Annotated in this window: 20 protein-coding genes, 3 tRNA genes and 2 pseudogenes; 19 read left to right on the plus strand and 6 right to left on the minus strand. The window is 39.2% G+C overall.

The window, feature by feature from the left end; genetic code table 11:
• Positions 1-189 precede the first annotated feature (189 nt).
• Positions 190-831, minus strand: a complete 642-nt coding sequence (gene plsY / locus ACPC58_RS03965) for a glycerol-3-phosphate 1-O-acyltransferase PlsY (RefSeq protein ID WP_434065319.1) — start codon at positions 829-831, stop codon at positions 190-192.
• A gap of 141 nt (positions 832-972) precedes the next feature.
• Between plsY and parE the strand changes: the two genes are divergently transcribed.
• From parE to ACPC58_RS04050, 17 genes and pseudogenes are all read left to right on the plus strand, one after another.
• Entirely contained in the window at positions 973-2,922 is a 1,950-nt protein-coding gene (parE, locus tag ACPC58_RS03970; RefSeq protein WP_434065320.1) for a DNA topoisomerase IV subunit B, read from the plus strand.
• Between the two features lie 22 nt (positions 2,923-2,944).
• Positions 2,945-3,546 (plus strand): annotated as a pseudogene (locus ACPC58_RS03975) (Fic/DOC family protein).
• 30 nt (positions 3,547-3,576) lie between these two features.
• The gene (locus ACPC58_RS03980) at positions 3,577-4,080 is read left to right on the plus strand and encodes a YkvA family protein (protein WP_217373790.1); all 504 of its coding nucleotides are present in this window, start codon (positions 3,577-3,579) and stop codon (positions 4,078-4,080) included.
• Positions 4,081-4,151: 71 nt separating this feature from the next.
• Positions 4,152-4,343 carry a hypothetical protein gene (locus ACPC58_RS03985; RefSeq protein WP_434065321.1) on the plus strand — a complete coding sequence of 64 codons (192 nt, stop codon included), beginning with the start codon at positions 4,152-4,154 and terminating at the stop codon, positions 4,341-4,343.
• A 296-nt stretch (positions 4,344-4,639) separates the two neighbouring features.
• Positions 4,640-5,237, plus strand: a pseudogene (locus ACPC58_RS03990) (GTP pyrophosphokinase).
• A gap of 176 nt (positions 5,238-5,413) precedes the next feature.
• Positions 5,414-7,867 carry a DNA topoisomerase IV subunit A gene (gene parC, locus ACPC58_RS03995; protein WP_434065322.1) on the plus strand — a complete coding sequence of 818 codons (2,454 nt, stop codon included), beginning with the start codon at positions 5,414-5,416 and terminating at the stop codon, positions 7,865-7,867.
• Entirely contained in the window at positions 7,851-7,991 is a 141-nt protein-coding gene (locus ACPC58_RS04000; protein WP_289648813.1) for a hypothetical protein, read from the plus strand. The genes parC and ACPC58_RS04000 overlap by 17 nt, the downstream gene beginning before the upstream one ends.
• Before the next feature lie 195 nt (positions 7,992-8,186).
• Positions 8,187-9,251: a YncE family protein gene (locus ACPC58_RS04005; RefSeq protein WP_434065323.1), complete on the plus strand. Its 1,065-nt coding sequence runs from the start codon at positions 8,187-8,189 to the stop codon at positions 9,249-9,251.
• A 128-nt stretch (positions 9,252-9,379) separates the two neighbouring features.
• The gene (locus ACPC58_RS04010; RefSeq protein WP_217373787.1) at positions 9,380-10,402 is read left to right on the plus strand and encodes a branched-chain amino acid aminotransferase; all 1,023 of its coding nucleotides are present in this window, start codon (positions 9,380-9,382) and stop codon (positions 10,400-10,402) included.
• Positions 10,403-10,468: 66 nt separating this feature from the next.
• Positions 10,469-10,702 carry a DUF2969 domain-containing protein gene (locus ACPC58_RS04015; protein WP_130555316.1) on the plus strand — a complete coding sequence of 78 codons (234 nt, stop codon included), beginning with the start codon at positions 10,469-10,471 and terminating at the stop codon, positions 10,700-10,702.
• A gap of 51 nt (positions 10,703-10,753) precedes the next feature.
• Positions 10,754-10,834: transfer RNA gene (locus tag ACPC58_RS04020), tRNA-Tyr, on the plus strand.
• A 381-nt stretch (positions 10,835-11,215) separates the two neighbouring features.
• A tRNA-Gln gene (locus ACPC58_RS04025) sits at positions 11,216-11,287 on the plus strand.
• Between the two features lie 119 nt (positions 11,288-11,406).
• Positions 11,407-12,612, plus strand: coding sequence for a 30S ribosomal protein S1 (gene rpsA, locus ACPC58_RS04030; protein WP_434065324.1), 1,206 nt, complete (start codon positions 11,407-11,409; stop codon positions 12,610-12,612).
• Positions 12,613-12,648: 36 nt separating this feature from the next.
• A tRNA-Arg gene (locus ACPC58_RS04035) sits at positions 12,649-12,720 on the plus strand.
• A gap of 102 nt (positions 12,721-12,822) precedes the next feature.
• Positions 12,823-13,851 (plus strand): threonine aldolase family protein, encoded by a 1,029-nt coding sequence (locus ACPC58_RS04040; protein ID WP_434065325.1) that lies wholly within the window; start codon positions 12,823-12,825, stop codon positions 13,849-13,851.
• 152 nt (positions 13,852-14,003) lie between these two features.
• Positions 14,004-14,816: a transporter substrate-binding domain-containing protein gene (locus tag ACPC58_RS04045; protein ID WP_398577533.1), complete on the plus strand. Its 813-nt coding sequence runs from the start codon at positions 14,004-14,006 to the stop codon at positions 14,814-14,816.
• A 127-nt stretch (positions 14,817-14,943) separates the two neighbouring features.
• Positions 14,944-15,756, plus strand: coding sequence for a transporter substrate-binding domain-containing protein (locus ACPC58_RS04050; protein ID WP_434065347.1), 813 nt, complete (start codon positions 14,944-14,946; stop codon positions 15,754-15,756).
• A gap of 48 nt (positions 15,757-15,804) precedes the next feature.
• Here ACPC58_RS04050 and glgB read toward each other — a convergent pair whose 3' ends face one another.
• The 5 genes from glgB to ACPC58_RS04075 form a co-directional block, all read right to left on the minus strand.
• Positions 15,805-17,643: a 1,4-alpha-glucan branching protein GlgB gene (gene glgB, locus ACPC58_RS04055; protein ID WP_434065326.1), complete on the minus strand. Its 1,839-nt coding sequence runs from the start codon at positions 17,641-17,643 to the stop codon at positions 15,805-15,807.
• A gap of 65 nt (positions 17,644-17,708) precedes the next feature.
• Complete coding sequence (gene glgA / locus ACPC58_RS04060) at positions 17,709-19,154, minus strand: glycogen synthase GlgA (protein ID WP_434065327.1); 1,446 nt, start codon at positions 19,152-19,154, stop codon at positions 17,709-17,711.
• 8 nt (positions 19,155-19,162) lie between these two features.
• The gene (gene glgD, locus ACPC58_RS04065; RefSeq protein WP_434065328.1) at positions 19,163-20,278 is read right to left on the minus strand and encodes a glucose-1-phosphate adenylyltransferase subunit GlgD; all 1,116 of its coding nucleotides are present in this window, start codon (positions 20,276-20,278) and stop codon (positions 19,163-19,165) included.
• Between the two features lie 12 nt (positions 20,279-20,290).
• Positions 20,291-21,418: a glucose-1-phosphate adenylyltransferase gene (locus ACPC58_RS04070; RefSeq protein WP_434065329.1), complete on the minus strand. Its 1,128-nt coding sequence runs from the start codon at positions 21,416-21,418 to the stop codon at positions 20,291-20,293.
• A gap of 147 nt (positions 21,419-21,565) precedes the next feature.
• Complete coding sequence (locus ACPC58_RS04075) at positions 21,566-22,477, minus strand: LysR family transcriptional regulator (RefSeq protein ID WP_130554507.1); 912 nt, start codon at positions 22,475-22,477, stop codon at positions 21,566-21,568.
• A 209-nt stretch (positions 22,478-22,686) separates the two neighbouring features.
• Between ACPC58_RS04075 and ACPC58_RS04080 the strand changes: the two genes are divergently transcribed.
• Both ACPC58_RS04080 and ACPC58_RS04085 read left to right on the plus strand, forming a co-directional pair.
• Complete coding sequence (locus ACPC58_RS04080) at positions 22,687-23,460, plus strand: dihydroorotate dehydrogenase electron transfer subunit (protein ID WP_434065330.1); 774 nt, start codon at positions 22,687-22,689, stop codon at positions 23,458-23,460.
• Positions 23,461-23,469: 9 nt separating this feature from the next.
• The gene (locus ACPC58_RS04085; RefSeq protein ID WP_171988499.1) at positions 23,470-24,411 is read left to right on the plus strand and encodes a dihydroorotate dehydrogenase; all 942 of its coding nucleotides are present in this window, start codon (positions 23,470-23,472) and stop codon (positions 24,409-24,411) included.
• Positions 24,412-24,505 lie beyond the last annotated feature (94 nt).

Genomic DNA, 24,505 nt, shown 5'->3' on the forward strand with positions numbered 1-24,505 from the left:
TGAAGAGCTTTCAGACCTGGACTTTGGTGCAGGTAGCTCGAGCAGCCTTGAGGTTTTTCTAGGTTGGAAATATGACTTGCGAAACAAGTCACTCTCGTAGAGCATTAATTCAGATGACTATGTTTTTCCATAACAAAACCCTTACTAGGTCGAGGGTCCTAATAAGGGTGTAAGGGGCATTTGATTAGGCTATTTTTTCTTTTGTTTCGTTAGGTTCAATCCAAAGGGGACCAAATTTTCTTCTTTGCGAAGAATTCGTTTGATATTTTCTTTATGACGGATAATCACAAAGAGTCCGAGAAAGAAAATAATCAGTGTAAATATCCAATCATATTCATTAATTAGGAATCCAAATGCTGGAAACACTAAGACTCCCAAAATGCCTAAGCCGGCTGAAAAGACACTGGAGAAAGAGACCATAGACGTCAAATAAAGGGATACTGCGAAAACGATTACTAGATAGAGGCAAAATGCAGGTGCAACTCCCAAAAGCATTCCTGCAGACGTAGCAACAGCCTTCCCACCCTTAAATTGAGCAAAAATTGGGAAGGTATGTCCTAGAACAGCCAGAAGACCGAAAACGATTGGTGAAATGTCTTGCACATGGAAGAGAACAGGTAAAAGGGCTGCTATGGTTCCTTTTAAGAAATCAACAATAAATACAACTGTCCCTGCTTTTGGTCCCAGAATCCGAAATGTATTAGTTGTTCCCGTATTGCCAGATCCATGGTCACGAATATTGATATTAAAAAACGCTTGTCCAATCCAAAGACCAGATGGTATTGAGCCTAATAAGTAGGCAGTAATGAATAGTAATACAATCTTTAACATAGTTTCATTATAGCATATTTTTTATCAAGAATTTTGAAATGGATAATAATTATCTTGTTGCACCGGAAAAGAACAGAAATATTTTGCAAAAATACAAAAAAACTTGTAATATAGAAAAGATGATAGGTATGGAGGTCAAATTTGGCTAAGAAAGAGATTGATATTAATAATTATAACGATGACGCCATTCAGGTCTTGGAAGGATTAGATGCTGTTCGTAAACGTCCCGGGATGTATATCGGATCAACAGATGGCAACGGTCTACACCATATGGTCTGGGAGATTGTCGATAATGCAGTAGATGAAGCATTGTCTGGATTCGGGAATAGAATTGAAGTAACGATTCATAAAGATGGGAGTTTATCCGTAACAGACTGTGGTCGCGGTATGCCAGTTGGTATGCATGCTACAGGCAAGCCAACAGTTGAAGTCATCTTCACCGTTCTCCATGCAGGTGGTAAGTTTGGCCAGGGTGGGTATAAAACGTCAGGTGGTCTACATGGGGTTGGTTCTTCGGTGGTTAATGCCCTATCTAGTTGGTTAGAAGTGGAAATTACCCGTGAAGGTGCAGTTTATAAACAACGCTTTGAGCAGGGGGGTAAGCCTGTTACTACCTTAAAAAAAATTGGTAGAGCACCAAAATCAAAAACAGGTACCAAAGTTACCTTTATGCCTGACAATACCATTTTCTCTACAATTGATTTTAAATTTAATACCATTGCAGAGAGGTTGAAGGAATCTGCCTTCTTGCTCAAGCAAGTGACGATGACCTTGACAGATGAGCGAACTGGTGAACAAGAAGAATATCACTACGAAAATGGTGTTCAGGATTTTGTATCTTATTTAAATGAAGACAAGGAAACTCTGACACCAGTCCTCTATTTTGAAGGTGAAGAATCTGGTTTTCAAGTACAAGTTGCCATGCAGTACAATGATGGCTATTCAGATAACATACTCTCATTTGTAAACAATGTTCGCACCAAGGATGGTGGTACTCATGAGACAGGATTGAAACTAGCTATTACCAAGGCATTGAATGACTATGCGCGCAAGACAGGTTTGTTAAAAGAAAAAGATAAAAACCTGGAAGGCTCTGATTACCGTGAAGGCTTGTCAGCTGTCTTGTCAGTTCTCATTCCGGAAGAACATCTTCAATTTGAAGGTCAAACTAAAGATAAACTTGGAAGCCCGCTTGCCCGTCCGATTGTAGATGGAATCGTTTCAGAGAAATTAACGTTCTTTCTCTTAGAAAATGGCGATTTAGCATCAAACTTAGTGCGTAAGGCTATAAAAGCCCGTGATGCCCGTGAAGCAGCACGTAAAGCCCGTGATGAATCTCGAAATGGTAAGAAAAATAAGAAGGATAAGGGGCTATTATCTGGGAAATTAACCCCGGCGCAATCAAAAAATCCTGCTAAAAACGAACTCTTTCTGGTCGAGGGGGACTCAGCCGGTGGGTCTGCCAAGCAGGGGCGTGACCGCAAGTTCCAAGCCATTTTACCATTGCGTGGTAAGGTTATCAACACAGCCAAGGCAAAAATGGCGGACATCCTCAAAAACGAAGAAATCAACACCATGATTTATACAATTGGTGCAGGTGTTGGATCAGACTTTACGCTGGAAGATGTCAACTATGACAAGATTATTATCATGACCGATGCGGATACAGATGGTGCCCATATTCAGACGCTATTGTTAACATTCTTTTATCGCTATATGAGACCCTTAGTAGAAGCAGGGCGAGTTTATATTGCATTGCCTCCTTTATATAAGATGTCTAAAGGAAAAGGGAAGACAGAAAAGATTGCCTACGCTTGGTCTGATGGAGAGCTAGAAGATCTCCGCAAGGATTTTGGCAAAGGCTCTACTCTCCAACGCTATAAAGGTCTTGGTGAAATGAATGCTGATCAGCTCTGGGAAACGACTATGAGCCCTGAGACTCGAACATTGATTCGTGTGACGATTGAAGATTTGGCGCGTGCGGAACGCCGTGTATCTGTCCTTATGGGGGACAAGGTAGAGCCACGCCGTAAGTGGATAGAGGATAATGTAACCTTTACTTTGGAAGAAGCAACTGCATTTACCAAATAATATATGGAAGATGAGGTGCGATATGGTTTTAAAAAATAAATTGGGGATTGAAAATTCGGCTGAATCAGCTCGTCTTGAAGAACAAATCAGCAAGAAGAAAGCAGCTCAACTGTTAAAAAATAGTCAGTTATTCCAGATAGAAGTTGGGGCTTTTGCAGGTTTAGCACACATTCATCAGGCTTTTTTTGAGGATATTTACGACTTTTCAAGGAAAATTCGTGATGTCAATATTGCCAAAGATAATTTTCAATTCGTCCCACGAATCTTTCTTGAGCAGTCCTTGGCCTATATTGACAAGCCGCCTCATGAAACCTTTGACGAATTCGTTGAAAATATGCAGATATGAACATAACACATCAATTCGGAGAAGTAAATGAACGCAGTATTCGTATCTGGTAGGATTTTATGCTACGGGATAGTTTGGGCAAGGTGGTTGATTGGAATAGTATTGATGAAGATGAATATTTCAATGCGATGATTAGAAGTCATGTATCAACAGGTGAACTCAAATACCTCTTGCTACATTCTTTGACTGACGATCTTGGTCAGGCTACTAATTTCAAAGGCATCGACCATTCTTATTACTATAAGGGTTATAACCTTTATCGTACTGAGGACTTGTAAAATGTAACGATAAATAAAGTGAGGTGACTTATGCCATTACGAGTAACAATAAAAAAACAACTAACTGACCGATTGCAGCAATGGTCAACAATACACAAGCCTTTTAAGAATAAAAAAGAACTGGAAGAAAAATTCGATCAGGCTATAGAAAGTTGGAATTCATCTAAAACAAAACAACGAGCAGAGAATTTACTATCGGATGAGGGAAAATTAGAACATTTCTTACAAAATACTGAACGAAAATTGGCTCGTTTACCTTTTGGTGGGGACAAATTCGCAGCAATTCCAGGTTTCATTTCTTTATTACGTAGTTTTATAAAGCGTGAATATACTGCTATACCAAAAAGTACCTTACTAGCGATTACTGGAGCCTTGATTTATTTCTTTAGTCCGCTAGATGTCCTTCCGGATTTTCTATTTGGACCTGGACTCTTAGATGATGCCTTTGTCTTAAATGCCTGTTTGAAACTAGTTAAGTCAGATGTTGATGATTTTAGAAACTGGCAAGCAAGTCAACGGAAAATGAGTGAGTAGCTTTGCTATTTACCAAAAAAGAAAGTAGTATTAATGAAACTAATGCCTTATGAAAGTCGTTATAAAATCAAATGATTGCCTTGATTTTGTATCTGCAAAATTATGGTAATCAGGTGGACTTGTCCTTGGAAGAGCAACCAGATATGAATGCTATTGAGGACTATTATATGGTGACAGGTGGTAACTTTTGGCTGGTCGTGACCGATAACGATATGGTGGTTGGTACGATTGGACTACCTGTCAAAGACCATGTCGGCGTTTAAAAAAAATTCTTTGTTCACCAAGACTTTCGTGGTCGTGAAAAGGGTGTTTCGGCCGTGCTTTACCAAGCTTTGGTTGCAGACTGACAGGTAAGGGTATTCACAAGTATTGTCTTGGACACTCCATCCAAGTGCTATGCTGCCCACAGCTTTTATGAGAAGCAAGTATTCCAGCGGATTGAAAAAGAAGAACTGCCCATTCGCTATGACTTCCCTGATCGAGATTCTCTGATTTTCATGTTGAGGTTGGATAAATAAATCTTGAAAATGATCTCGTTGAGTTCAAAAGGAGAAAGAAGATGTTAGAGAAAGTTGAACGCTTAATAAGTGAAATTAACCGTATTCATCTGGAGTATTCAAAGGACTATTTTGAAACTGGTAAGGTTGAAAAAGTCAATCTTAAGCATACCTTTACCAAGGTGCCTATTCAGCCTATTCGGGCTTATCGGCTACCAAGGTGCCTATTCAGCCTATTCGGGCTTATCGGCTTAACTTACACGAGGCTATCAATGACTATTTGATGCATGCTGATGTCAAAGATATTGCTTATTTTTATCGTGTCAAAACATCGGAATCGATTTTGGATAAGATTGAGCGTTTTAAAGAGAGAAGAGAGGGGTACCCTGTTAGTTCCATTCTCAATGATATCTTCGGTGCCCGTATGATTCTGACTTCTGAAGAAATTGCAGAGTCATGGAGCGTCTGGACGACTGGCAGGTACGATATGGTCTGAAAAACTGGTATCTGCGAGATATGGACGGCTATGTCGGCATTCATATCTATTTCAAAAATAAGAGCAATTTCTACTATCCATGGGAATTACAACTGTGGGATGAGAATGATTTAGAGGGCTATATTGCCAGTCATATCAAGTATATGAGGAAGTTTGTGGGGTAAGTCGAGGTAAATTTTTATCTTTTCAAAACAATGTGAAAGAAAGGAATGTTCAGTTAGTAGAAACAACTGAACACGCCCTAAAGACTGTGTCAAAAAGATAAATCGTCTAGAAAATCAGGATTTTCTGAAGATTTCCTATTTTGACTTTGTCTTTTACGGGCTTTGTATCTTAATTTATGTCAAACATTCAAAACATGTCCCTAGAGGACATCATGGGAGAGCGCTTTGGTCGCTACTCCAAATACATTATTCAGGAGCGGGCTTTGCCGGACATTCGTGACGGTCTAAAGCCCGTGCAACGTCGGATTCTTTATTCCATGAATAAGGACGGCAACACTTTTGACAAGGGCTACCGTAAGTCTGCCAAGTCAGTCGGGAATATCATGGGGAATTTCCACCCGCACGGTGACTCCTCTATTTATGATGCCATGGTCCGTATGAGTCAGGACTGGAAAAATCGCGAGATTTTGGTGGAGATGCACGGAAACAACGGTTCCATGGACGGCGATCCGCCTGCGGCGATGCGTTACACCGAGGCTCGTCTGTCGGAAATAGCAGGTTATTTGCTGGCCGACATCGAGAAAAAGACAGTACCATTTGCCTGGAACTTTGACGATACGGAAAAAGAACCCACGGTGCTACCAGCTGCCTTTCCTAATCTATTGGTCAATGGAGCGACAGGAATCTCAGCAGGGTACGCGACTGACATCCCGCCACATAATTTGGCGGAGGTAATCGATGCTGTTGTTTACATGATTGATCATCCTACTGCTAAGTTAGAAAAGCTAATGGAGTTCTTGCCTGGACCAGACTTCCCAACAGGTGCCATTATCCAAGGGGCTGACGAAATCAAGAAAGCTTATGAAACTGGAAAGGGCCGTGTCGTAGTCCGTAGCCGTTGTGACATTGAACAACTTAAGGGTGGAAAGAAACAGATCATTGTGACGGAGATTCCGTACGAAGTAAATAAGGCTGTACTGGTTAAAAAGATTGATGATGTCCGTGTCAACCACAAGGTGCCTGGAATTGCTGAGGTACGTGACGAGTCAGACCGTACAGGTCTGCGGATTGCCATTGAGCTGAAAAAAGACAGCGACGAGCAAACCATTCTCAACTATCTCTACAAATACACCGATCTGCAAATCAATTACAATTTCAACATGGTGGCGATTGATAATTTTACACCGCGTCAGGTCGGCTTGCAGAAGATTCTTTCTAGCTATATTGCCCACCGCCGTGAGATTATCATTGCTCGTTCTAAGTTCGACAAGGAAAAGGCAGAGAAACGTCTTCACATCGTTGAGGGTTTAATCCGTGTCATTTCCATCTTAGATGAAGTTATTGCTCTTATCCGTGCATCTGAAAACAAGTCTGATGCCAAGCAAAATCTGAAAATCAGCTATGATTTCAGCGAAGAGCAGGCAGAGGCCATCGTAACCTTGCAACTTTACCGCTTAACCAATACCGACATTGTGACCTTGGAAAATGAAGAAGCAGCCCTACGCGAGCAGATTCAGACCTTGGCAGCTATTATCGGTGATGAGCGGACCATGTTTAATCTTATGAAGAAGGAATTGCGTGAGGTCAAAAAGCAGTTTGGCAACCCTCGTTTGAGTGAATTGCAGGTTCAGGCAGAAACGATTGAGATTGATACTGCCAGCCTGATTGTCGAAGAAGAAACCTTTGTCAGCGTGACCAAGGCAGGTTATATCAAACGGACAAGTCCTCGTTCTTTCAATGCCTCAACGCTAGAAGAAATGGGCAAGCGAGATGATGATCAGCTGATTTTCTTGCAGAATGCAAAGACAACTCAGCACCTCTTGCTCTTTACTAATCTTGGAAATGTCATCTACCGACCTGTTCATGAGTTGACAGATATTCGTTGGAAGGACATTGGTGAACACCTGAGTCAGACCTTGATGAACTTTGATACCAATGAAGAGGTTATCTTTGCTGAATTGGTTGAGAATTTTGATGAGGGAACTTATTTCGCGGTGACTAAATTTGGCCAAATTAAACGTGTAGAGCGCAAGGAGTTTGCTCCATGGCGGACTTACAAGTCTAAGTCAACCAAGTATGCCAAACTCAAAGATGACGAAGATGTGGTTATTACTGTATCACCTGTAGTTTTGGACGACATCATGCTCATCACTGAGCAGGGCTACGCTCTGCGATTTAACATCGAAGAAGTGCCAGTCATCGGTGCTAAGGCAGCTGGTGTCAAGGCGGTCAACCTCAAGGATGACGATGTGGTGGTTGCTGCTTTCATCAGTAATACCAGCTCATTCTATCTTCTGACCCAGCGTGGTAGCTTGAAGCGGATGGCGACGGAGGAAATCCCTGTGACCAGTCGTGCCAAGCGTGGTTTACAGGTGCTTCGCGAACTCAAGGCTAAACCTCACCGTGTCTTTTTGGCAGGACCAGTCTTGACAGTTCAGGGGGATTTTGATTTGTTTACTAGTCAGGTTGAGGAACAAACTAATGGGCAAGTGCTCCATGTCCTGTCTAATACAGGCAAAAGTTATGATATAGATGTGACTCAGCTAAGTTTCTCTGAAAGGACTAGCAATGGTAGTTTCATTTCGGATACTATTTCTAATGAGGAGGTATTCCATGCTTGGGTGGATTAAAAAAATGTCATCTGTTACAAAGCTGGCACTTACTATTGGATTTGTAGTTATTCTAGTATTTATTGCTATTAAACTCATCCCAGCATTTGAATCTTTTCTTCACGATTTTTTAGGTTGGTATTAAGTAGGATTTAGATGATATCAATTATGTTACGAAGAAGTTTGATAACATAATCATGTATATATTTATATCAAACTGTCTTTCCTCAAAATAGATAGTATATTGGAACCTAGCTATAGATTGAAGTTTACCTATCAAAGATTGTCTTCGGACAATCTTTTTTGTTATACTATAGTGTAGAGAGGAATGGGATACAATATGAAAAAAATTATTTGGTGGATAATTGCTCTGCTTTGCACTGGCTCTTTACTCTATTATGGATATTCTCTATATACCGGGACAAAATTTAAAGAGGAGAACGGTACAAATACCAACTCAGCAAGCAAAGATTTAGAAGAGTTCTATAATGAATTAGAAGAATATTACCCAGAATTCTATAAAAACATTGCAACCTCCATTCGGGCAACCTATGTCATACCAGGATTAGTGCAAGCTGAAACAATACAATCAACAGGTGAGGAAGAAGGAGATTCAGATCAGACTGAAGATATGACACCTCAAGGTTTAAGCTTTCTAGAGGATTATGTCGTTATATCGGCCTATAGTAATGGTGGTGGTTTTAATTCTGTTCTTTGGGTATTAGATAAGAAAACTGGTAAATACATCAAAACAATTGTTCTTCCAACAACAAGTCACGTTGGGGGGATTGCGTACGACCATCTAAATAATCGTTTGTGGATCACAACGACTGAAGGTGATGATACTTCTCAAATATCAGCCTTGAATTTGAACACAATAAAAACAGATCAATTTAGTAAAACTAAAGAACCTGTGGAGTTTGATTTTCAGGTTAGTCTTGGTCAGATAGAACGGTCTTCCTACATGGCTTATGACCAAGAAAAGTTACTAGTTGGATATTTTGATAAAGATGACCATGGGCATTTGGGAATTTTCCAGTTGGATTCTGAGGGTTATCCAACTGGAAAAAATCTTGATTCAGAAGCTTATCAACCAACGACAATCATCGATACTCCTGACCAAATTCAAGGAATTGCAGTTCATGGACATCAGATACTTCTTTCTCAATCATATGGAAATGAAGACTCAAAGATTCTCTGGTTCGATTTTTCAGGTTACAATGCTTTGACTAATTTATTAGAGCCAAAAAAAGAACTGGTAGCACCACCATACATGCAGCAAATTCAAGTTGAAGGTGATTTACTGTATCTACTCTTTGAATCTTCAGCTTTTAAATATCGAATAAATCCAACAGTGACATCAATGGATAGAGTCGTTGCTCTATCACTTGAGGATGTGGAGTAAGTCCAAAAAAATAAGAGTTTAGCACTAAGAAAAACCAAACATACAAAATTTTCTGAATTTTTAATTGAAAATCATTTTCAAAAGTAGTAAAATAGTAAAATAGTAAAAAATATATTTGGAGTAAACTTATGCCAGTAACTATTGATTGGGAAAATCTTGGTTTTTCTTATATGAAATTGCCTTATCGCTTTATTGCTTATTATAAAGATGGACAATGGAGCAGTGGTGCTCTTACCGAAGATGCAGAATTACATATTTCTGAGAGTTCACCTGCCCTTCACTATGGCCAACAGGCTTTTGAGGGTCTTAAAGCATATCGTACAAAAGATGGAAAATTGCAACTTTTCCGTCCCGATCAAAACGCTAAACGCTTACAAAGGACTGCAGACCGTCTATTGATGCCTCAAGTTCCAACTGATTTATTTATTGAGGCTTGTAAGCAGGTCGTAAAAGCTAATGCTGATTATGTTCCACCATATGGAACTGGTGGCACCCTTTATCTGCGTCCACTCTTGATAGGTGTCGGTGATATTATTGGTGTAAAACCTGCGGAGGAATATATTTTTACAGTCTTTGCTATGCCAGTTGGAAACTACTTTAAAGGTGGATTAGCTCCAACCAATTTCCTTGTTCAAGATGAATATGACCGTGCTGCTCCGAACGGTACTGGTGCAGCTAAAGTTGGTGGTAACTACGCAGCATCATTATTACCAGGTAAACATGCTAAAAATAAAGGTTTTTCGGACGTGATTTATCTTGATCCAGCTACTCACACGAAAATTGAAGAAGTTGGGTCAGCTAACTTCTTTGGTATCACAGCTGAAAATGAATTTGTTACGCCAGTTTCACCATCTATCTTACCTTCAATTACCAAGTATTCTCTTCTTTACTTAGCAGAAAAACGATTGGGATTAAAAGCAATTGAAAGGGAAGTCTTTGTGGATGAACTAGATGAGTTTGTTGAAGCAGGAGCCTGTGGAACAGCTGCAGTGATTTCACCAATCGGTGGTATTCAAATTGGTGATACATTCCATGTGTTCCATAGCGAAACAGAGGTTGGTCCTGTGACCCGCAAACTTTATGATGAATTAACAGGTATCCAATTTGGTGATATTGAAGCACCAGTAGGCTGGATTGTAGAGATTGAATAATTTCGGAAGGCTTGCACTTGCAAGCTTTTCTCATTTTTTGTAGAATAGAAACAGTGAGGTTATAAAATGAGTAAAAAAGACAAAAAAATTGAAATCCAGATTGAAGATGCAACTGTTGTTGTCAATAATGAAAAATATGATGGTTACCGTCTCGTCATTGGAAAAAAAGTTATTGGTGAGATCGCAGAATTAGCTGAAAATAATTTTACAATTGTAAAAAATGGAAATGCCGAAGGCTTATATAAAATATTGGAAAAAGCAGTCGGAAATATTATTGAAAATTATAATTTAAGCAACTAAAAGTATTGTAATTGGTACTATTTTATGGTAAAATAGTGTCTGTTAGTGCACGGAGAGATAGCGAAGAGGCTAAACGCGGCGGACTGTAAATCCGCTCCTTCGGGTTCGGGGGTTCGAATCCCTCTCTCTCCATTGAACAGGATACAAAGGACGTTAAGAAATCCGTATGAAAATAGGAAACTGACGCAGTGTGCTAAACACACAAGGAAGTTTATCTTTTTCACTAGGATTTTAGTCCGTGTTCAACTAAGATACGAAGCAGTTAAAACGCCTAGTGAAATTAGGAGATTGACACTGTGTCGTAAGACACAAGGAAATCGGTCTATTTCACCCAGCGTTTAGGCTGAGTTCATTTAAGATACGAGAGATGTTCTGGTTTACCAGAAATTTCTGTAGAAAATTAGGAGACTGACGCTGAGTGTTAACACTCAAGGAAGGCTATCTATTTTCCTAAGAAATTAATCTCGAGTTCAATTTCTTGTGACTAGTAAATAAATGAATTGTATCTCTTTTTGGGGTATCGCCAAGCGGTAAGGCAAGGGACTTTGACTCCCTCATGCGTTGGTTCGAATCCAGCTACCCCAGTAAAGGTATTAGGCAAGTCCTAATTCGTCAAAGATGTCCATAAGTTGTCCTTGCGTGTGCCTTAATAAAATATATTTTTTGTTGGGTGTAGAAACCCGATTGTCGGAGGTTTATTAATAATGAACGAATTTGAAGATTTGTTGAACAGTGTAAGCGAAGTTACACCAGGTGATGTGGTAACAGCTGAAGTATTGACAGTTGACGCTGGACAAGCTAATGTTGCAATTGCAGGTACTGGTGTAGAGGGTGTGTTAACGCTTCGTGAGTTGACAAACGATCGTAATGCTGACATCAACGACCTTGTTAAAGTTGGTGAAACACTTGAGTTGCTTGTACTTCGCCAAGTTGTTGGTAAAGATACAGACACTGTTACATATCTTGTATCTAAAAAACGTTTGGAAGCTCGTAAAGCATGGGACAAGCTTGTTGGTCGTGAAGGTGAAGTTGTAACTGTCAAAGTTACTCGTGCAGTTAAAGGTGGATTGGCAGTTGAAATTGAAGGCTTGCGTGGTTTCATTCCTGCTTCAATGATTGATAGCCGTTTCACTCGTAACACTGAGCGTTTTGTAGGTCAAGAATTTGACGCTAAAATCAAAGAAGTTGATCCAGCAGAGAATCGTTTCATCTTGTCACGTCGTGATGTAGTTGAAGAAGCAGCTGCTTCAGCACGTGCTGAAGTATTCGGTAAATTGGCTGTTGGTGATGTTGTAACTGGTAAAGTTGCTCGCATTACAAGCTTTGGTGCTTTCATCGACTTAGGCGGTGTTGATGGTTTGGTTCACTTGACTGAGTTGTCACATGAGCGTAACGTATCTCCTAAATCAGCTGTTACTGTTGGTGAAGAAGTAGAAGTTAAAGTTCTTGCTATCGACGAAGTTGAAGGCCGCGTATCATTGTCATTGAAAGCTACACAGCCTGGCCCATGGGATGGCGTTGAGCAAAAATTGGCACCTGGCGATGTAATCGAAGGTAAAGTAAAACGTTTGACTGATTTTGGTGCATTCGTCGAAGTATTACCTGGTATCGACGGTTTGGTTCACATCTCACAAATTTCACACAAACGTGTTGAAAATCCTAAAGATGCTTTGACAGTAGGTCAAGACGTAACTGTTAAAGTTCTTGAAGTGAACTCAGCAGATGAACGTGTGTCACTTTCTATCAAGGCTTTGGAAGAACGTCCAGCAGCAGCTGAAGGCGAAGAAAGAGCTGAAAAACGTGCTTCACGTCCACGTCGCCAAAAACGTGAAGAAAAACGTGATTACGAATTACCAGAAACTCAATCAGGTTTCTCAATGGCTGACCTTTTCGGTGACATTGAATTGTAATTCACTTAAAAACTTGCCTCGGCAAGTTTTTCCTTTCCACCCTTAGTGTAATGGATATCACGTAAGATTCCGGTTCTTGAGATGGGGGTTCGATTCCCTCAGGGTGGACTAAATATACTTAAAAACCCTTGATTTACAAGGGTTTTTGTTATATCTGCCCCAAATATGCCCCAAATTATAGGGGGAGTTAATTTTTTACTGGAGGGATCTATGTTACATTTTGAAAATGATTATAATAAAGGGCTTCATCCTGCGCTTCTAGAAGCTATCATTGAAACAAACAATGAAGGGTTGTCTGGATATGGGACTGATCTTTATACTGTCCGTGCTGTAGAGAAAATCCGTGAAGCAACAGATTGTCCACTTGCACAAGTTACTTTCTTAGCTGGGGGGACACAAACAAACCAATTGGTCATAAATTCAATGCTTGCATCATATGAGGGAGTAATTGCTGCAGAAACAGGGCATGTGACAACTCATGAGGCAGGTGCTATTGAATTTTCAGGACATAAAGTTATGGCCTTACCGCATTCACAAGGTAAGCTAGTAGCATCAAACGTTGAACAATACATAACTGACTTTTATGCTGATGCCAATCACGAACATATGGTATTTCCTGGTATGGTCTATATTTCACATCCTACAGAATATGGCACCTTGTATACAAAACAAGAATTGAGTGACCTTGCTAGCGTTTGTAGTCACTTTCAAATTCCTTTGTATTTAGATGGAGCTCGTTTGGGATATGGTCTAGCAGCAAGGAACACAGATCTCGATTTGAAAGCAATCGCTACCTTAACAGATGTTTTCTACATCGGTGGAACTAAAATGGGAGCCTTACTTGGTGAAGCAGTTGTCTTCACTAAAAATAATCAGCCAAAGCACTTTTCAACAATTGTAAAACAACATGGAGCATTACTTGCAAAAGGTCGTGTAGTCGGTGTTCAATTCGATCGATTTTTCACAGAAAATCTATATATGGAGATTGGTCGTCATGCGATTGAAATGGCAGAGCGTTTAAAAAGAATCTTGACTGAAAAAGGATATCAATTTTATCTGCAATCACCTACTAATCAACAGTTTATCATTGTTTCGAATAAAGCCCTAAACCATTTTGACGAATTAGGAATTGTTTATAGTTTTTGGGAAAAATATGATGAGTATAGTACGGTAATTCGCTTAGCAACAAGCTGGTCTACAACTGAAGAAGATATTACTGAATTAGAAAGCTTGTTATAACATTACATTCATTTACACACATAAAATTTTTAATAAAAACGAATAAAAATACAAAAACTGTTGACAAATGTATAAATATGATTTAGAATGGCATAAACATACAAAATAAACTGTTGGTATGTTCAATATTATGATTTTTTATACAGGAGATTATTATGAAATTTAAATCAATTTATAGGTTTGCGACTATTTGTTTTGCCTCTACTATCCTTGTGGCTTGTAACTCAAGCTCAACTTCAAATACTTTGCAAAAAATTGAAGACAAAGGAAAAATTGTTGTTGCTTTGAATCCAGAATTTCCTCCGTTTGAATACAAAACCATTGTAGATGGAAAAGATACAATTGTTGGTGCAGATATTGAGCTAGCTAAAGCAATCGGGGAGGAGTTAGGAGTTGAGGTTGAATTCTCTAGCATGAGCTTTTCAAATGTATTAGCGAGTGTACAGAGCGGTAAGTCTGATATTGCCATTTCGGGTATTTCTGCAACCGAAGAACGTGCAAAAATCTATGATTTCTCTGAGGCTTATTATCAATCGGTAAACAAAATGATCATAAAGAAATCTGACGCAACTCGCTTAACAAGCATCGAGGATTTCGTTGGTACATCAATTGGAACGCAAAAGGGTACCATTCAAGAAAGTGTCGGAAAAGAAGAATTCACTGGGGCCACAATAATTAGTTTAGATAAAAATGGCGATTTGATTCAACAATTAAAGGCTGGTCAACTTGATGGTGTCATCTTTGAAGAGCCAATTGCCAAAGCCTACGTGGGGGTCAATAGTGACTTGCAAATAGTTGATATGGATATTGAATCTTCAATTTCGGATTCTTACGCGGTTGCAATGCCAAAGGGTAGTACCGAATTAAAGGAAAAAATTGACAAAGTCATTACTGAGTTAGTTGACTCTGGTAAAATGGATCAATTTGTTGAAGAGGCCTACCAGCAATCCATCAGTAATAATTAGTTGTTTTTGAGAATAAATATTCAAATCGATTGGTTGACAATTGAATAAAAATACGATAGAATATTCATTATCGAATCAAAAAAGATTGATTTGGAAATGAATGAAAAGGAACTGTTTATTAATGAAATTGAAAAAAATGCTTACTCTAGCTGCGACATTTGTCGCTACCCTATCTTTAGCTGCTTGTTCAGCAAGCTCTAGTTCGGATTCAAGCCAATCCACATTAGAAAAGATTAAAGAAAAAGGTACGTTGGTTGTTGCTACTAGTCCAGACTATGCACCATTTGAGTTTCAAGCCCTTGTTGATGGCAAGAATGAAGTCGTTGGTGCAGATATTATGCTTGCACAAAAGATTGCTGATGAATTGGGAGTAAAACTTGAAGTTTCAGCAATGAGTTTCGATAATGTCTTATCTAGTGTACAAAATGGGAAAGCTGATATTGCTATTGCTGGTCTATCATACTCAGATGAACGTGCGAAAGTTTTTGACTTCTCAGAAAGCTATTACCAAATTGCTGATGTATTGCTTATCAAAAAAGATGATGCAAATACCTTAACTTCAATTGATGCAATGTCAGGTAAAAACCTGGCTGTCCAAAAAGGTTCTACTCAGGAAACATATGCTAAATCAGAAATAAGTCAGGCTAAAATTGTTTCATTGACATTAATGGGAGAAGCAGTAAATGAACTTAAAGCTGGTAAAGTTGATGCTGTTTTGATGGATTCACCTGTCGCAGCTGGTTATGTTTCACAAAACTCAGATTTAGTCATTGCTTCAATTGAATTCCCAACTATTGATGAAAATTCAAAAGTTATTGCTCTCCCAAAAGGAAGTGATGACTTGAAAACAAGCATTGACAAGGTTATTAAAGAAGTCAAATCAAGTGGTGAATTTGATACCTTCTTAGAAAAAGCAGCTACTTATACAGCTGTTGAATAGAATACAAAAAAACTTGTAAGTCTAAAAGTAGAGACTTACAAGTTTTTTCTACTTCATTTTTTCGAAATAGAAACTAGTTAAGCGTGGCATTGTTATCGTAACACCATTCTCATTTGGATAGATACTAAATGATTCCATTGGGATGGTACTAGATGAGAAGACTAGCTTATATTCGGATTCTGCAGGCAGATCCAAATGTACGTCGAAGAGTTCTTGGTCATTAAAATTATGGATCGTTAGAATTTCTTGGTCATCACTCATACGTGAAAATGCAAAGAGATTACTATCACCATCAATTTTTATCCAATTAAACCCTTTTTCGTAGGCTTGATAATCATACTTCCAAAAGGCATCGTTTTCTTTATAGAAAGTAGATAAGGTTTTCATCATTTGATAGAAGGATTGGTGAATTGGAAATTGTAGTAAATTCCAATCCATTTCAGTATATTCATGCCATTCACGAATATGTCCCCATTCATTGCCCATAAAGAGTAATTTTTTACCAGGATGGGCAAAATAGAAGCTATAGTAGGCACGCGCCAAATTAAATTTATCTTCGTAATTTCCATCCATTTTCTCTATGATGGAGTGTTTCCCATGCACAACTTCATCATGTGAAAGTGGAAGAAGGAAATGCTCGTTTTGGTTGTAATACATTCCGAACGTTATTTCGTTTGAATGGTATTTGCGGTAGGAAGATGGGCGACCCATATATTTTAGCGTATCATTCATCCAGCCCAAATCCCATTTCATATCGAATCCTATACCGCCATCTTCTAAGGAATGGGTTACTTTTGGAAAGCTAGAAGAATCTTCTGCAATCATTAGAACACCTTTATAGTCCGTTTTAACCATTGCATTGACACGCTTGATAAAATCGATGGCAGCATGGTTTATTTTGTCTTCAGTCGTTTCCCCTCGCCAATAAAGGATATAGGATAGAGCGTCAACGCGTATGCCATCAAAATGGAAGTATTCTAGCCAATATTTCAAATTTGAAAGTAAGAAAGACTGTGTCATACCTTTACCAAGGTCAAAATTGGCAGTTCCCCACTGATGATTTTCTCGATCATGCTCATAAGGGTATTCATATAACCAACTACCATCAAACTGGTATAGACCATGTGCATCTTTACAAAAATGTAATGGAACCCAGTCTAAGATAACGCCAATCCCAGCATGATGAAGCTGATCAATTAAATATTTTAATTCGTCTGGCTTACCAAACCGACTGGTGGGACTATAATAACCTGTGACTTGATAGCCCCATGATGCGTCTAACGGGTGCTCAGTAATTGGAAGCAACTCGACATGCGTATAGTTGTTTTCTTTGAGATGCTCGATCAAAAGCGGGGTGATATCCTTATAACTATTGAAGGCCTCTATCGGAGCCCCACCCTCATTTCTATTGACGAATTTTTGCTTCCAAGATCCCAAATGCACTTCATAGATAGAGACAGGTTGTTCTTTGAAGTCATATTCCACTCTCTCATTCATCCAAGCTTGATCTTTGAATTTATAGCGTGAGTTGTAGGTGGTAGAAGCAGTCTCTGGGCGAACTTGACTGAAAAATGCGTATGGATCAGCCTTATATATTTCCCGACCGTCATGGGTAATAATCAAATATTTATAATTCTCAAGTGACTTTAATCCTTCAACATAAAGTTGAAAAACACCATCAATTTCCCACTGCATTTGATGACTTCTTTGCCATGCATTAAAATCACCAATCACAAATACCTCCCTAGCATTAGGAGCATAGACACGAAAATGGGTACCGAGTATCTTGTTTCTCTCTTTTACTATGTGTGCACCCATCTTTTCGTAAAGGGTGGTATGTTCACCGGAATTCATATAATATAGGTCTAAATCAGTAAATTCTTTCATAGCAATCTCCATTGTGCAAAAGGAGTGGACGGGGGTCTCACTCCAAATCAATCCTTATTTGTATTCTAACCACTTATTTCATGATAGAGCCAGATGTATTTTTCAGCCGAAGCAGTCCAGCTAAAGTCTCGCTTCATCGCTTGTTCAACCATCCTAAACCAATCTTCTGGCCGGTCATAGTAAGTTTGAAGGGCTAAATCGTAGACTTGACGCATACTGTAGGCATCACGTCCTCCAAAACTAAAACCAGTACCTTCTTTCGTTTCCATGTTATAAGGTGTGACGGTATCAACTAGACCACCTGTTTCACGAACCAATGGGAGTGTTCCATAGTGCATAGAAATCAGTTGGCTAATACCACATGGTTCAAACATAGATGGCATTAAGAAGAGGTCACTTGCTGCGTATATTTGATGGGCGAGTGGCTCATTGTACCCACGATAGAAGGCGAATTTATCAGGATATGCCTGTTTGAAATGATTAAAGGCATTTTCAATATCAGTTTCACCATTTCCCAATATCACAAATTGAACATGAGCTTGTAGAAGATGTCCGAGTACCTCTGTCAAAAGATAGAAGCCTTTCTGCCAGGTTAAACGTGATACAATTCCTACCAGAATGACATTCTCATCTTGTGGCAGTGCAAATTGGGCTTGTAATGCCAATTTGTTTGCTTTTTTCTCAGCTATATTTTCCAAGCTGTAATTCTTTACTAAATAGTGATCTGTTTGGCTATCCCAACTATCATAGTCTATACCATTGACAATACCGACAAGATCATGTTTACGCAACTCTAAAACGTGTTGCATATTTTCACCAAATTCTTCTGTCAGAATTTCTCGTGCGTAGGTTTCTGAAACAGTTGTTACCTTATCAGCATACAAAATTCCTAATTTCATGAAACTGATGCATTCATCATGAAAACGTGCAATACCATCCAAGTAGTAGCTGTAGTCCATGCCAAGTGCAGACCACAGTGCCTGCTTATGAAAAATACCTTGGAAGGCTAAATTATGAATGGTAAAGACATGTTTGATGCTACGGAATTCTTCGCGGTAGCTATAGAATGTACGGCATAGGAAAGGAAGTGCAGCTGTATGCCAATCATGTGTGTGCATGACATCTGGGAAGTAGTTCAGGGCTTCTAAGAGGCGACAAGTGGCATGTTGGAAATAACCAAATCGCATAGCGTCATCATCATATCCATATAATTCATCCCGTTCAAAGAAATCACGATGCTCAATGAAGTAAAAAGTCACACCATCAACGATTTGACGATAAACATTAGCCATGGATTGAATGTCGCCTGCTCGCACATCAAAGCTTGATACAAAGTCAAAGTCGGAATGATTGTGCATTGCAATCTTTTTATAAAGAGGAAGGACAACCCTTACATCCAGACCTTGCTTAACAAGTTCTTTAGGAAGTGAACCGATAACATCAGCTAAACCACCAGTTTTGATGAATGGAAGTCCCTCAGATGCAACAAAGAGAACAGATTTTTTAGTCATATCAACTCCTAAATGATTTGATGAGGTTTCAGGTATGCAGGGGAAGTTTGACTTCCTTTGATGTCAATTGGGTGGATAATTTTAGTGGCTTTATCAACAATGGCATTTTCAATATTTGCACCCGTCTTAATGGTCACACCATTGAGAATGATTGAGTTCTTTATCACGACACCCTCTTCAATGACAACATCACGGTCAATGACAGAATTTTCAACTTGACCATTGATATTCGCTCCATTTGCAACAATACAGCCTTTTACTTCAGCTAATGGACCATACAAGGTAGGAGAGGAGTCACTCGTCTGTGTATGGATAGGCCAGTCATGTTTGAAGAGCAATTTACGGGTATCCCGTTGAAGCAACTCCAGCTGAGTTGTAAAATAGGCTTCCACGCTGTTGATACAAGCAACAAAATCTCGATGAGCATATCCCATGATTTTGTATTGGTCCACAACATCTCTTAGAATATCTTTAAGCCAGTATAAAGAAGAAACCTTATTCGCACGTTGAATCAATTCGATAAAGGTCGTACGTTTCATGAAGTAAGCTTCTAATGAAACCGAGCGATTCTTGTATTTGCCATGATTTTCTTCAAATGCAATCACTCGACGGTCATCACCGAATTTCAACGTTTGACAGCCGATGAAATTTTCCTTCGCATCTGAAACGTTTTTATAGAGTACAGTGATGTCAGCTTCGTTTGCGATATGTTCCTCCAATACTTTTGAAAAATCTTGACTATAGATAAAGTAAGAAGGAGCGATTAAGACATATTCCTTCGTAGAGCTTTCGATATAATGGATATTTTCAGAAAATGCGTTAACATCATGCTGATAAACTGAGTTTGGATCTATCACACTGTTAAGCAAGCGTAATGAGCCACGTTTACTGTTGATGTTGTAGTGTTTACCGGTACCCACGTGCTGAATGGTAGAACGCATTCTTGCAGGCATATAAACTTGAAATTCAGTAATGCCTGAGTTAGACATATTTGATAGCACAAAGTCGATTAGACGGTAGCGACCTAGGAAGCTAAAAGCTTGAACACCACGGTGACTCATAACGTCACCAAAATGCACATTGTTTCCTTCAATATTTACAATTCCGAGTGTATTTCTTAGCATAGCATTCCTTTCTTACTTACTTACATTTTTGTCAACCAAAAGAATTTTATCAAGAGTTCCTGAAAGTTTTACATTATCAGCAATTTTCACATCCTCAGCAACAATGACATAGTCAAGCTCTGTGCCTTCACCAATCACTGATCCCGGTAACAGAACAGAGTTTTTAACAACCGCATCCTTATTTACCTGAACATCGTTTGAAATAACGGAATGTTCAACATAACCATCAATAACGGCCCCTTTATCAATATAGGCAGATTTAACAGTTGCAGAAGCACTAATAACTTGGGCGGGTGAACCTTTGTCTTCAGAGTAAATTCTCCAAGTTCTGTCGGACAAATCTAAATCACCAGAATGGTCAATTAAGTCCATATTTGACTCCCATAGGCTATTCACTGTACCAACATCTTTCCAATAACCTTGGAATGGATGGGCAATAAGAGTACGGCCATCTGAAAGATATTTTGGAATAATATCGTGACCAAAGTCGTGTGTAGAAGTTTCTAATTTATCATCTTCTTGTAGATATTTTTTAAGGGTTTTCCAGGTGAAAATATAAATCCCCATCGAAGCCAGGTTGCTCTTTGGATTCTCTGGTTTCTCTTCAAATTCTTGGATGCGGTATTCTTCATCGGTATTCATGATACCAAAACGCGAAGCCTCTTTGATAGGGACTTCAATAACGGCGATAGTAGCATCCGCTTTCTTATGAATATGCGTATCAAGGAGTTTTTCATAGTTCATCTTGTAGATATGGTCACCAGATAAAATAAGTACATACTCAGGATCATGGAGATCAATAAAGTCAATGTTTTGCGTAATCGCATCAGCTGTTCCTTTATATAATCCAAAACCTTCGATTTTTTCACTCGGTGGCAATACAAAGACACCAGATCCTTGTACATCAAGTCCCCAACGTTGTGATTGAGCAACATATGAATTCAAGAGAACAGGCTCATACTGGGTTAAAACACCAACAATATCAATACCTGAGTTGGCACAGTTACTAAGTGGAAAATCGATGATACGATATTTTCCCCCAAATGCGACTGCTGGTTTAGCGACTTTTTTAGTCAACCCTTCTAGACGGGTTCCCCGTCCACCAGCAAGGATCATAGCTAACATTTTATTTTGAGCCATCTAACCACTCCTTTGTATTTGATACATGTATTATAGCACAGAATGAAAAAAAATGAAAGCGTTTCACTATTGTAAAATGAAAAAATTTCAATTATTTTACGAAACACTTTCACAAATATATTATATTAAATTCATAGGCATAAAAATTTAAATTTTATCGAATTTTACTTCCTCAAGAAGAAACTCTATAAATTTTTCACCCATATCAGAAAGAACTGCCTTTTCATGCTTGATATAGACCAATTCAATTTCATCATCATATTCTAGAGGGATTGAAACGATATTATCTCCGTTCAAATTGGAGTTAAGAATACCTGTTGCAATAGTGTAGCCATCAAGTCCAATTAACAAATTAAAAAGAGTTGCACGGTCAGAGACAACGATTGACTTTTTATGGTGTTCTTGAGATAAAATTTCTTCTGAGAAGTAGAAGGAGTTATGAATCCCTTGTTCGTAGCTGAGATAAGGGAAATCAACTAAGTCAGACAGTTTGATTGATTTCTTAGAGGCAAGGGGATTGGTTTTACTAACAAAAATATGAGGACTTGCTGTAAAAAGATATGTATGAGACAAGCGATAATCATCTAGTAATTTGAGAAGAACCTCACGATTATAGCTATTCAAAAAAAGTACACCTATCTCAGAACGGAAATTCTTCACGTCATCAATAATTTCCCAAGTCCGTGTTTCCCTTAAGAATAGTTCATAGTTTTCCATCTCTGTTTCCTTTAACAAGGAAACGAAAGCATTTACGACAAAAGCATAGTGCTGGGAAGACACACTGAATAATTGTCGTTTGGCATTCGGATTTTTATAGCGGTCTTCCAATAATTCAGTCTGTTCAACAATCTGCCGTGCGTAAGAAAGAAATTCCATCCCGTCCTTTGTTAAGGTAATTCCTTTGGGGTTTCGATGGAATATTTTGATATTCATTTCTTTTTCAAGATCTCGCACAGCGTTTGAAAGACTTGGTTGTGTGATAAATAATTGTTTGGCAGCTTCATTCATACTGCCTGTTTCAGCGATTTTGATAATGTAAAATAATTGTTGAATTCTCATAATTCTATTTTAACATGAAAATTGACAAATGATATGAAAAAATGTATAATGCTGAAAATAATAACCTTTAACTGAGTCCAGAGAGGCGAAGAAGGGAACGTGATAAAAAGGACAGATTCTGTCTTCTTTTCGTGTAACCTTGCTAGCCAGCAAGGTTTTTTCTCTGCACCGACTTTCTTGTATTCTGAGAATTATAGAATAGGGGAAAAATGATTTTAAAAGAACAAATGTTACTTGTTGAACAAGTTCAACTTGCACCGCGAATTTTTTCAATGATTTTGCAAGGAGAGATGGTTTCCGAAATGAGGATTGGACAATTTATCCATATTCGGGTTCCAAATGATGCAATGCTCTTGCGGAGACCGATTTCCATTTCTGAAATTGATTATGGTAGGTCCCAATGTCGGATTATTTACCGTGTGGAGGGTCTTGGGACAGATGTTTTCTCAAACATGGTTGCAGGGGATTATTTGGATGTCATGGGGCCACTCGGAAATGGTTTTGAGATTGATTTTCTCAAAGACGGTGATGCGATACTTATTATTGGTGGTGGCATCGGTGTTCCTCCTCTGGTGGAGGTAGCAAAACAAGCTGCGAAGCGTGGTGCTAAGGTCACGTCAGTGATTGGCTTCGCCACTAAAGAAGCTGTGATTTTGGAGGAGGAGTTGGCGAAGTATGGCTCTGTTCATGTCACAACAGATAATGGTTCCTATGGAATTAAAGGTTCTGTGGCAACAGTAGTGGAGCAGCTGACAAATGACTTTTCTGCCATCTATTCCTGTGGAGCGCCTGGTATGATGAAGTATGTTGACCAACGGTTCCAAGATCATCCACATGCTTACCTCTCACTTGAAGCCCGCATGGCTTGTGGGATGGGCGCTTGCTATGCCTGTGTTGTCAAACCAAAGGGAGGACAAGAGCACGAGAACAAGCGCGTCTGCAAAGAAGGTCCAGTGTTTGAGACTGGAAGTCTGGTTTTATAGGAGGACAACATGGAGAAACGTTTAGCGATTTCCTTACCAGGTTTAGAATTAAAAAATCCCATTATTCCTGCATCTGGTTGTTTTGGTTTTGGTCAAGAGTATGCAGATTATTATGACCTTAACCAGCTTGGATCAATTATGATTAAAGCGACCACTCGTCATCCTCGCTATGGCAATGCGACTCCCCGTGTTGCGGAAACTCCAGCAGGTATGCTCAATGCCATTGGCCTTCAAAATCCTGGTGTTGATGCCGTCTTGTCCGAAAAACTCCCCTGGTTGGAACAGCATTTTCCAGATTTGCCTATCATTGCCAATGTAGCTGGTTTCTCAAACGAAGAATATGCCTACGTTTCAGGAAAAATTTCAAAGGCTCCGAATGTGAAGGCAATTGAGCTAAACATTTCTTGTCCCAATGTAGACCATGGTAACAATGGTCTTCTAATAGGACAGGTGCCAGAATTAGCTTATGAAGCTGTAAAAGCAGCAGTTACAGCATCATCCTTGCCAGTCTATGTCAAACTCACACCGAGTGTAGCTGATATTACCCTTTTGGCTAAAGCGGCTGAGGATGCAGGTGCAAGTGGCTTAACGATGATCAATACCCTAGTTGGTATGCGATTCAATTTGAAAACTCGACAACCGATTCTGGCAAATGGTACGGGTGGAATGTCTGGCCCAGCTGTGTTTCCAGTTGCACTCAAGCTCATCCGTCAAGTCGCTCAGATGACGAATCTTCCTATCATAGGAATGGGCGGTGTAGATTCGGCAGATAAAGCCCTTGAAATGATGATTGCAGGCGCAGCGGCTATCGGTGTGGGAACGGCGAATTTCACGGACCCATTTGCTTGTCCAAAGATTATTCAAGACTTGCCAAAACGCATGGAAGTTTATGGTATTGATTGTTTGGAACAGTTACGGAAAGAGATTCGTACAAGCTTGAGTCAAGATTGACAAGCTTCGTATAAAAGAGTAATATTAAAGAAACTAACTCCTTTAACTATGTCCAGAGAGGCTGGGAAGGTGTCATGTAAATTGCTTGAAAATG

The sequence above is a fragment of the Streptococcus sp. VTCC 12905 genome, assembly GCF_049893385.1.
Classification (GTDB): Bacteria; Bacillota; Bacilli; order Lactobacillales; family Streptococcaceae; genus Streptococcus; species Streptococcus suis_AA.

Coding starts and splice junctions, on each gene's coding strand:
- plsY (WP_434065319.1), bottom strand. CDS start 831: ATGTTAAAGATTGTATTACTATTCATTACTGCCTACTTATTAGGCTCA.
- ACPC58_RS03980 (WP_217373790.1), top strand. CDS start 3,577: ATGCCATTACGAGTAACAATAAAAAAACAACTAACTGACCGATTGCAG.
- ACPC58_RS03985 (WP_434065321.1), top strand. CDS start 4,152: ATGATTGCCTTGATTTTGTATCTGCAAAATTATGGTAATCAGGTGGAC.
- parC (WP_434065322.1), top strand. CDS start 5,414: ATGTCAAACATTCAAAACATGTCCCTAGAGGACATCATGGGAGAGCGC.
- ACPC58_RS04000 (WP_289648813.1), top strand. CDS start 7,851: ATGCTTGGGTGGATTAAAAAAATGTCATCTGTTACAAAGCTGGCACTT.
- ACPC58_RS04005 (WP_434065323.1), top strand. CDS start 8,187: ATGAAAAAAATTATTTGGTGGATAATTGCTCTGCTTTGCACTGGCTCT.
- ACPC58_RS04010 (WP_217373787.1), top strand. CDS start 9,380: ATGCCAGTAACTATTGATTGGGAAAATCTTGGTTTTTCTTATATGAAA.
- ACPC58_RS04015 (WP_130555316.1), top strand. CDS start 10,469: ATGAGTAAAAAAGACAAAAAAATTGAAATCCAGATTGAAGATGCAACT.
- rpsA (WP_434065324.1), top strand. CDS start 11,407: ATGAACGAATTTGAAGATTTGTTGAACAGTGTAAGCGAAGTTACACCA.
- ACPC58_RS04040 (WP_434065325.1), top strand. CDS start 12,823: ATGTTACATTTTGAAAATGATTATAATAAAGGGCTTCATCCTGCGCTT.
- glgB (WP_434065326.1), bottom strand. CDS start 17,643: ATGAAAGAATTTACTGATTTAGACCTATATTATATGAATTCCGGTGAA.
- glgA (WP_434065327.1), bottom strand. CDS start 19,154: ATGACTAAAAAATCTGTTCTCTTTGTTGCATCTGAGGGACTTCCATTC.
- glgD (WP_434065328.1), bottom strand. CDS start 20,278: ATGCTAAGAAATACACTCGGAATTGTAAATATTGAAGGAAACAATGTG.
- ACPC58_RS04070 (WP_434065329.1), bottom strand. CDS start 21,418: ATGGCTCAAAATAAAATGTTAGCTATGATCCTTGCTGGTGGACGGGGA.
- ACPC58_RS04075 (WP_130554507.1), bottom strand. CDS start 22,477: ATGAGAATTCAACAATTATTTTACATTATCAAAATCGCTGAAACAGGC.
- ACPC58_RS04080 (WP_434065330.1), top strand. CDS start 22,687: ATGATTTTAAAAGAACAAATGTTACTTGTTGAACAAGTTCAACTTGCA.
- ACPC58_RS04085 (WP_171988499.1), top strand. CDS start 23,470: ATGGAGAAACGTTTAGCGATTTCCTTACCAGGTTTAGAATTAAAAAAT.